We start from the raw sequence: 8351 nt of genomic DNA, 5'->3' as shown, positions 1-8351 counted from the left end.
CCGGCGCGGCTATGGGGGTTTTCGCTAACTCAGGGCAGATTTGCTTCGCTGGCACCAGGGTGTTGGTACAACGATCTCTGGTGGATGAATTCTCAGAGCAACTGATGGATTTCATGGACACCCTCAAGGTTGGGCGCAGCCTGGACACCCAATCCAACATGGGGCCCGTCATCTCACAGCGACAACTGGATAGCATTCTGTCGTACATCAAAATAGGTCAAGAAGAAGACCCGCCCTGATCCAACCAACTTACTAGACCAATCAACAACCCATTTATTCTACCCCTAGACAGGTGCCATTCAGATTTGAACTACTAATACGCCTAGAATGGATGGGATAAGTGCCTATCAGCAAGCGATTTTTTTAAACCATTAGTAAGAAAATCTGTACAAAACTCAGGTGCACTCCACTCCTACTGCGAGGATGCGCCCCGCAGGCATCAATCTCACCAGACAAACAGCAAAGCCAGCGACTGATCCGTTGCACGCTACAGCGTGGGGTGGTTCGACCCCTTGCTCTAGTCATAAGCCGACGGACGGCAGACAATCGTGGCAGAGCGTGTACCTAGAGCTCAAAATGCTAGATGGTATGATGGGCGCTGCGCTCAAAAGAATCTTGCCACTCTTTATTAATAAGTAGAACTAATAGGCATAGTAAGCTCAGAAAATTAGCAATCCGATCAGTTTAACTGTCTGAGCATCTAGCCTTGGCTTGAAATGAACCTCGGAAACAAAAGACGGCTTTGCTAAGCACATGCAATGACGTCAAAGCTTGTCGCAACCAAACTTCTTACGGAGAGTCTCCCTAACCGATATCAACAGCAATGACTCGAAAGCTAATCTCCGAAATGACTCTAAACCAGCTGAGCCAATATTTGCTCGGCAGTAAAACAGGAATTATTCAGCAGGAGGCTGTCATGGTCTCGTTCAAAAGCTCTTATCATCCGATCGATGCCGCGATCCTTTGGTGCGGTCTTGAGGACCACGAAACCGAGATCCTGCAAATCGAGCTCTCACAACCAGGTTGTCTGCTTAAGCACTTTCCGCAATGGCCCACTCTCCACCTGTACGCCGAGCGCATCTACGATGCCATTATCAGTGGAGAATTACCAGCGACCTACCTCGGAGGCCCCATTGCACTGAGCGACAAAGTGGAGCGCGCCTATTGGTCGATTCGCCATTCGGATCTGCGAGTTTGGTTCGCTCGCAACTACCCACACGAGAAGCCAACCTTCCTGTTTGATAAAGAAAACGTCCATTGCCACTGTGTGAGCTTAGGCGTATATCTCGCTCTGAAAGCCGATCGTGACGCTATCCTACGTGAACTCGAGAACAGCCGCCGCATCACTTCTTCGCCCCCGGATGGAAAGCCTGCCAAATCCCGGCACTGTGGATTAACAGCTCCGTTGGACTCTTCTGAGATACTGTCTGAAACATCCGAAACAGTGACGTACATAATCATCGGCGCCCTGCTTACTGTCATATTAGGCAAATCAACAAGGGGCCAATTGCAGTCGATTTATAAAAATCAAGCAGCTGTGGTCGATGCGATCATCACACAGTTTCCGAACATTTATGGCCTGAGCAAACGCACCATAGATCGGAAATTTGCAGAAGCCCGGCGACGTTTTGCCCAAGCCGGACGGGCATAACCCGCGATTGCCAGGCAATCCTAGCGATTGCCTGGCAATGACTTTCGCCTACTCCAGATGTTGACTGAGTGTCACAGCCCACCACGCGCCATTCGGTGCTAAGGAGTGACATCATGCAACCAACTGCCTCTACTTCCACTTCCTCCGGCCGTCACATCATGCGCCGCGATGAGGTGGAGCAAAAAACCGGCTTCAAGCGCTCGCACATCTACAACCTGATGAAGTCCGGCCAGTTCCCGCAATGCCGGCGGATCGGCACCCGCGCTGTCGGCTGGGACTCGCTGGAAATCGAGCAGTGGGTCCAAGACCGGCTGTCCAGCGGGAACTAATCATGGACGTTCTTTCGCTGATCTCGACCAAGGGCGGCGCAGGCAAGACGACTGTTGCCGCCAACCTGGGTGGATTACTTGCCGATGCAGGCCTTCGCGTGCTGCTGCTGGATCTGGACAGCCAGCCAACACTCTCCAGCTACTACGCCTTGCTCAAGAACCGTGAGGCCGGCAGCTTTGAACTGATCGCGCAGGGGCTCACAACGCCAGAGTTGGTGATTTCCGCCACCGTCATCCCACACCTGGACCTGATCGTGTCCAACGACCGGGCTGGGCACATCGGCACTCTGCTTTTGCACGCAGCCGATGGCCGATTGCGGCTGCGCAATCTGCTGTCCGCCTTCGAAAAGCTCTACGATGTATTGATCATCGATACCCAGGGTGCGCGCAGCGTGGTGGTCGAGATGGTGATTCTGGCCACTGACTGTGCGCTGTGTCCGGTCCCGCCAGAAATGCTCGCCGCTCGCGAGCTGCGCCGGGGCACGCTGGGGTTGTTCGAGGAGTTGGAGCCCTACCGCTACCTGGGGGTCTCTCTGCCGTCGGTGAAGCTGCTGCTCAATCAGGTCAATGCCAATCGCCGCGACACCCGCTTGATCATGCAGAGCCTGCAAGCTTCCTTCCAAGCCGATCCACATGTCAGCGTCTGCAGCACGACGATTCCCGACCGCGTGGCTTACACGAACGCTGCGTCGCTGGGGCTTCCCGTGCACCGAGTGGAACCTACGCCACCGTCCGGCAGCCGCAGTCCGTGCGCTGCTCGGGTGATGCGCGCACTGGCAGCCGAGCTCTTCCCTCAGTGGACCGAACAGCTTCTTTCCTTGGGAGTCCGCGTGCCAGGCCAACAGTCTGCTGGACACGAATTGGTCCGTCGCGGCTGAACGGAGGATGAGTAATGAAGCCGCCAACGTCCGAAGACATTACGCGTCAACTGCAGCAGGCGCATTTTCCGCAGAATCATGGCCACGAGATTTCGTCCTTACCGATCGCCGATACCTCGATGGTGGTCACCCTTGAGCAATTGCGCCCGTATGAGCTGAATCCACGCGTGGTCCGCAACCCCCTGTACGACGACATCAAGGCTTCGATCCGCGAACGCGGGCTGGACCAGCCGCCTTCCATCACCCGTCGTCCAAACGAACCGCACTTCATTATCCGCAACGGTGGCAACACTCGCCTGAGTATCCTTGGCGAACTCTGGCAGGAAACCCGCGAAGAACGGTTTTTCCGCATCCACTGCCTGTTCCGGCCTTGGCAGTCCGAGGCGCATGCATTGCTCGGGCACCTGGCCGAAAGCGATCTGCATGGCCAGCTGACCTTCATTGAGCGGGCGCTGGCGGTGGCGCAATTGCAGGGCATGCTTCAAGGACCTGATGAATCACTGAGTCAGCGCGAGCTTTCTTCACGCCTGAGCCAAGGTGGCTACCCGATCTCACAATCGCAGATCAGCCGCATGTTCGACACGCTTGAGTACCTGCTGCCTGCTATCCCGCAGGCGCTGTACGCCGGTCTCGGTAAACCTACCATCACACGACTCATCAGTTTGCGGCGCCGGGCGGAGTCAATCTGGAACCAGCATTTTGGCGAAGCCCTACAGTTTGTGCAGCTCTGGCTCGAAGCACTGTCGATGTATGACGGTGATAAGCCCGAGCTGGACGCGGGCGAGCTGCAGGACGAACTGCTGGCCAGGATGTCGGTGATCCTCGAGCAGACACCTCGACTGCTGGCCCTGGAGTTGCACCAAAAACACCAACCCTCGCCGCTTCAGTCGAGTACCCTACCGGGCCTGCTCCAAGACCTACCCCCCGATGCACCGCCGCAGTCATTGGCCATCGAAGACTTGCCCAAAACAGCGTCCGAGTTTCCCAGCGCTGATCAGGACGATAGCGACGGCGACACCACCCAGTTGCAAGCGCCACGTCTTCCCCACATCCGCCAGGCACTGATTGACGAACCGCCGTTCGCCGAAAGATCGGACGACCCTCAGTCCGTTCAGGTGCCGGTTGGCTCGGCGCCACTCCAGTCTCTGCCAGAGGATGACCTCAGTGCCTTGCGTGAGCGCTGCGCCGCGCTGGCGGCCGATCTCGCCACCTTCGCCGATGCCAGTGCCATGGTCAGTCCACACACGGATGGCCTGGGTTTTACGCTAGCACCCGACCACGGCGAGCAGATGAGTGCCCGTCACACTGGCATTCAACTGCTGCTTTCCGCGCTGCTACGGCTGCAGGACGACGTGAGCTGGAAAGAGCGCCAACAGTTACCCTCCGCCCTCTTTGGACAACTGCTGATTGGTGCCTACGACCTGCCTTTTGCCGAACGCCCTGCCCTGACGGTAGGCCTCGAGCGGCTCCCCGACGCCCAACTCGAGCAACTGTTCATGCTGATTCGCCACGCCCGGCAGCTGATTGAGCTGACGCTGTCGACCACTCGTTAACGTGAGGAGCGGCCTCATGAGCACGACCTTCAATCTGTTGAACCATGCCATGTTGAACCAGGTGCTGCATGAGCTGCGCCATGGCCGTCTGCAGCGCTGCAAAGCCCTGGGGCTGGCCGATGAAGACATCGAGGTGTTGCAGTCGCTGCCGCCGACCACCCTTTCGCACCTGGCGCATTCGTCGATCGCCTGGGTCGAAGTCAAGGTCGACACGACCGTGCTGCGTCGCCTCATCGCCCAGGCTGAACGTGACGAGCAGAACGAGCGGTTGATCAACCGGGCACTCAAGCTGGGGGCGAGCTCCACCATCATGTACCGCTGCTTCGGCCTGGACCATTCGGAAACCGCCTTGCGCCGGCGCGTGCTTAAGATCGAGACACACCGCGGCCGACCGGTTCAACTTAGCGAGGCCCAGGAGCACGCAGTGTGGAACCGTTGGAGCCAGCTTCGAGCGGAGGATCCCGACAACGATCCCCTGGACACGATGATGATGTTGGCTGAGGAGCAACACATCACCCTGACCCTGGTCTGGCAGCAGGTTGAGCTGTACGGAGGTGCACCGTGCTGAGTTTCTACGAAGTCGACTGGCAGGACGTGGTGCGCCAGTGCTACGACGCACTGCGCCGGCGGAATGAATGGCAGGCTGCGCAGGCCAAGCTGGTCGACGCCGGAGAGGCCCCTGCGGTGCGCACCATCTACTACGGCGACAACAATCCGCTGCCGATGGCGCTGCTGCTGGATCGTCGACTGACACCCTTGGAGCGCAATACCTGGCAGGTGTTGCACTGGCTTATCACCGAGCGCAAGGTCAGAACCCCACGCTACCAAGACCTGCAACCGTATCTGGCCACCAGCCCCTGCGGCACCCAAGCCTCACGCGAGACCATTGCCCGCGCGCTCAACATATTGCGCACCACTCGCTGGCTCAGCCTCGTTGACCGCTCACGTGATGCCCAGGGCTGCCTGCGTGGCTGTGTCTACGTGCTGCACGGCGATCCGTTGACTCCGGCCGAGCAGCTTGAACTCGACATCGGCTACGCGACCCTACTGCAGCAGAACCTTAGCCACGCTAACAAAGGCGTGCGGGATGTGACGCAGCACGTCATTGAGGAGATCCTGGCCGACCAGCAGGTGGCGCAAGCAGACAAAGATCAGCTAGCCGCGGCAGTTCCGACAGAGCAACAGCAAGCGCTGCCGCTAACGTGCGGCAATGCGGAGAATTCCGAACCTGGCGAGCCCCACCCCGTTCGGGATTTTGGCGCCGCAGCAGCTGATTCCGAATCCTGCGGCAAAGCACCGGTTTTGGCTGATGTTCGGAATGCCGACGCTGCCCGTACTGTACAGAAAGACAAAAGCAAAAAAAGTACAGTACTGGGGCAAGTGGAATTTGGTCGAGCGCGATGGCCCGAAGACTTACCGCTGAACCCGACCGAGCGACGCATGGCCTCCCAGGCGATGCGTCAGCTCGAGCCGGAACAGCAACAAGCGGTAATCAACGAAGCGGCGGTGCGCTGCGCTCGCGGAGAAATCCGCAAACCAGTCGCCTATCTGATGGGTTTGATCAAGCGCGCCTGCCAAGGTGAGTTCACCTTGTGGGCTGCCCGCGCTGAAGCGTCGACCTCGGCACCCGTACAATCCCGAGCGACGAAATCCGAGCCCATGCCGCACCCACCCAACGAGCCGCCACGCCGCAGCGGCCAACGGACTGCCTCTCCCCTGGCCCTTTCCTGTCTCGAGGAACTGAAGCAACGCTGTCGCGGAGTCAGTGCGCCGGCGTAGGCTGGACGTCGGTGGAATCAATGCCAATGCGATCATTTCCAGCGACGTCCACAGCCGGAAAAATGTGACCTGATCATCTTCGTGTTGATGCTCGTAGGCCTTCACAGACCAGGCCATCGTCGGCGTCATTCCGACGGCGAGGTACGGGCGATGGCCGATCACTACCAACTCAACCTGGGGTCCCTGCGCAGCAGCATCACCCTGACCCTACACACCCATCATGCGGCGCGGCTGTGGCAGGGTCGCTCGCGGCGCGAGGGCGTGCATCCCATCCTCGGCATGCCTGGCTACATCGCCGTCACCAATCTGCTTAAGCAAGCCAGCAGTCAGGATGACCCGTACGCCGACTGGTTCATGCTGCAGCTGGAGGAAAAATTGCTGCAGACCAAGGCAGAGATACGCAATCTGGTCCACCAGGTCAGTCAAGTGGAGCGCGACCTGCCCACCCAGATCGATGTCGGTGACAACCTCAACATCCACCCGGTGACCCTACCGCTGTATATCGGCAGTCAGCTCGGTTTTCTCGCGGTCTACCTGCTCACCGATTACGACACCCTGGTCCGTCGTGTACTGCTCGCCCACCACACCGCGCTGATCGGCCGGGTCGACATGGAAAGCTGGATCGATGGCGGGGCCCATCACCTGCGCAGCCTGCTCGGCCTGGCCCAGAACTACCGCCTGGCGGGCGTCACCCGGGGTGATATGGCCGCCAATAACGCCCGGGCTCGCGAAGTCGTCGAGAAGTTTGGTACGCCGCCCTTGGACATTCTGGAAGGCACCCGCCGCTCCCAGTTCGCCCCACCGATTGTGCGCACCAGCCCGGCCTCGATCACTGAGCCGCCTGAATCGCTGGAGGCCGAGGCCCCGCCGCTACCGGATGTCTCGGACGAAGGGGGTGACGCGTGACCTTGGCTGAGGCGATTGCCCGACGCTTGTCGACGGATGCCTATCGCGAGTTCGCACAAGGTGCCTCCCTAAAAGGCCTTTTAAAGCCTTTTAAGGGTAAGGGGGAGCTGCAGCAGTTCGCCGACACGATCCTGCGCCTGCGCACCCAGGTTGCCGAACTGATGGGGTTGATGCTGGCGATCATGGCGCAACCGCCATTCGTTTTGCTGGACCTGCGACTGGTCATTCAGCACAGCGCGACGGGTACCGATTTCCTGCGTTGGCGTAGTCCGGATTTTCAGCGCATGGGCGTTCAGGTGTGGCAGGCAGCGGTGGTTCATCCGCACCTGCACCTGGAGCTGCGGCAGGCGCTGTATCAACTGGAGACCAACCGCGTCGTGCTGAACCTGCAGATGAGCAGCCTGCAGTCGCTGTATCGGCAAGCCAGTGCCGGTGTCAGCAAGCTCAAGGCCGCCGAACGCGCCCTTTCCTGTTCCCCCACCGAGGAGTAGCCTCATGAGTACGTTATTTGTTGGCGAAGGCAACATCGGCAGCGTGCCGGAGTTTCAGGAGTTCAACACCACCCCGGATGAACCGCGGCGCTTGCTGCGGTTGAACGTCTACTTCGACAACCCGGTGCCGCGTGAAGGCGGTTACGAGGACCGCGGCGGCTACTGGGCCCCGGTCGAGTTGTGGCACCGTGACGCCGAGCACTGGAGCACCTTGTACCAGAAAGGCATGCGCATCCTGGTCGAGGGCCGCACGGTCAAAGAGGAATGGGAGGACAGCGAGGACAATGCGCGGGTGACCTTCAAGGTGGAGGCACGGCGCATCGGTATCCTGCCGCACCGCCTGGCGTCAGTGTCCATGCGTGAAAAGGCGCAGGAGAACGCCGGGTCCGGGCGCAAGGGGAACGGCAAGAAAGCCCCACGCAAGGCCGGTTGATCAGGTGGTACTCAGTGGAGCGAGCGCCCGCCGCGCGATACCACTGGGGTTCGTACGCCCTGCTCGGCGGGCAATCCCGGCTATCGGCCGCTGTTCAGTTCCGTCGCGACCTCCCTTCCCCATCGCCGTGCAACACGTGCGATACCTCTGCCAGGTACTGGTCCAGGGCAAGGAACGCCTGCCAGTGCTCCGGGCTCTCCTGAACCCAGGCGAACAACGTGGCACGCGCCTCGGCATTGTCCGGTTCCAGGTGGGTGGCCATGAACAACTCGTAGGCCTTGATCGCGAGCGCATCCGTCTGACGCTGGTTTGATCCGTGCAAGGGCTTTCC

Annotated in this window: 11 protein-coding genes; 10 read left to right on the top strand and 1 reads right to left on the bottom strand. The window is 59.5% G+C overall.

Annotated features, from left to right (window positions below; translation table 11 throughout):
• From AC3WLP_RS06450 to AC3WLP_RS06405, 10 genes are all read left to right on the top strand, one after another.
• Nucleotides 1–239, top strand: a 239-nt coding sequence (locus AC3WLP_RS06450; protein ID WP_146039857.1) for an aldehyde dehydrogenase family protein, incomplete at its 5' end; no start/stop codon positions are given.
• Between the two features lie 677 nt (nt 240–916).
• Nucleotides 917–1651, top strand: a complete 735-nt coding sequence (locus AC3WLP_RS06445; protein WP_088512930.1) for a hypothetical protein — start codon at nt 917–919, stop codon at nt 1649–1651.
• A 113-nt stretch (nt 1652–1764) separates the two neighbouring features.
• Nucleotides 1765–1980 carry an AlpA family transcriptional regulator gene (locus AC3WLP_RS06440; RefSeq protein ID WP_088512823.1) on the top strand — a complete coding sequence of 72 codons (216 nt, stop codon included), beginning with the start codon at nt 1765–1767 and terminating at the stop codon, nt 1978–1980.
• A 2-nt stretch (nt 1981–1982) separates the two neighbouring features.
• Nucleotides 1983–2858, top strand: coding sequence for a ParA family protein (locus AC3WLP_RS06435; RefSeq protein WP_088512824.1), 876 nt, complete (start codon nt 1983–1985; stop codon nt 2856–2858).
• Nucleotides 2859–2872: 14 nt separating this feature from the next.
• Nucleotides 2873–4411: a ParB family protein gene (locus AC3WLP_RS06430; protein ID WP_088512825.1), complete on the top strand. Its 1539-nt coding sequence runs from the start codon at nt 2873–2875 to the stop codon at nt 4409–4411.
• A gap of 16 nt (nt 4412–4427) precedes the next feature.
• Nucleotides 4428–4979, top strand: coding sequence for a DUF2857 domain-containing protein (locus tag AC3WLP_RS06425; RefSeq protein ID WP_088512826.1), 552 nt, complete (start codon nt 4428–4430; stop codon nt 4977–4979).
• Nucleotides 4973–6190 (top strand): STY4528 family pathogenicity island replication protein, encoded by a 1218-nt coding sequence (locus AC3WLP_RS06420; protein WP_088512827.1) that lies wholly within the window; start codon nt 4973–4975, stop codon nt 6188–6190. Before AC3WLP_RS06425 ends, AC3WLP_RS06420 begins: the two co-directional genes overlap by 7 nt.
• 150 nt (nt 6191–6340) lie before the next feature.
• A complete protein-coding gene (locus tag AC3WLP_RS06415; protein WP_088512828.1) occupies nt 6341–7096 on the top strand; it encodes a PFL_4669 family integrating conjugative element protein in 756 nt (251 codons plus the stop codon).
• Nucleotides 7093–7587 (top strand): DUF3158 family protein, encoded by a 495-nt coding sequence (locus tag AC3WLP_RS06410; RefSeq protein WP_088512829.1) that lies wholly within the window; start codon nt 7093–7095, stop codon nt 7585–7587. The genes AC3WLP_RS06415 and AC3WLP_RS06410 overlap by 4 nt, the downstream gene beginning before the upstream one ends.
• 4 nt (nt 7588–7591) lie before the next feature.
• On the top strand, nt 7592–8020 hold the full coding sequence (locus AC3WLP_RS06405) for a single-stranded DNA-binding protein (protein WP_088512830.1): 429 nt from the start codon (nt 7592–7594) through the stop codon (nt 8018–8020).
• A 94-nt stretch (nt 8021–8114) separates the two neighbouring features.
• On the opposite strand, the gene AC3WLP_RS06400 is transcribed toward AC3WLP_RS06405, so the two are convergent.
• Entirely contained in the window at nt 8115–8342 is a 228-nt protein-coding gene (locus AC3WLP_RS06400) for a hypothetical protein (protein ID WP_088512831.1), read from the bottom strand.
• Between the last annotated feature and the right edge of the window lie 9 nt (nt 8343–8351).

Source organism: Pseudomonas sp. FW305-E2, assembly GCF_058782925.1.
The sequence above is the reverse complement of the archived record's forward strand: the minus strand, read 5'-3'. Positions and strand labels throughout refer to the sequence as shown.

Excerpts from the sequence above, each read along its gene's own strand:
- AC3WLP_RS06445 (WP_088512930.1), top strand. The coding sequence starts at position 917 with ATGGTCTCGTTCAAAAGCTCTTATCATCCGATCGATGCCGCGATCCTT.
- AC3WLP_RS06440 (WP_088512823.1), top strand. The coding sequence starts at position 1,765 with ATGCAACCAACTGCCTCTACTTCCACTTCCTCCGGCCGTCACATCATG.
- AC3WLP_RS06435 (WP_088512824.1), top strand. The coding sequence starts at position 1,983 with ATGGACGTTCTTTCGCTGATCTCGACCAAGGGCGGCGCAGGCAAGACG.
- AC3WLP_RS06430 (WP_088512825.1), top strand. The coding sequence starts at position 2,873 with ATGAAGCCGCCAACGTCCGAAGACATTACGCGTCAACTGCAGCAGGCG.
- AC3WLP_RS06425 (WP_088512826.1), top strand. The coding sequence starts at position 4,428 with ATGAGCACGACCTTCAATCTGTTGAACCATGCCATGTTGAACCAGGTG.
- AC3WLP_RS06415 (WP_088512828.1), top strand. The coding sequence starts at position 6,341 with ATGGCCGATCACTACCAACTCAACCTGGGGTCCCTGCGCAGCAGCATC.
- AC3WLP_RS06405 (WP_088512830.1), top strand. The coding sequence starts at position 7,592 with ATGAGTACGTTATTTGTTGGCGAAGGCAACATCGGCAGCGTGCCGGAG.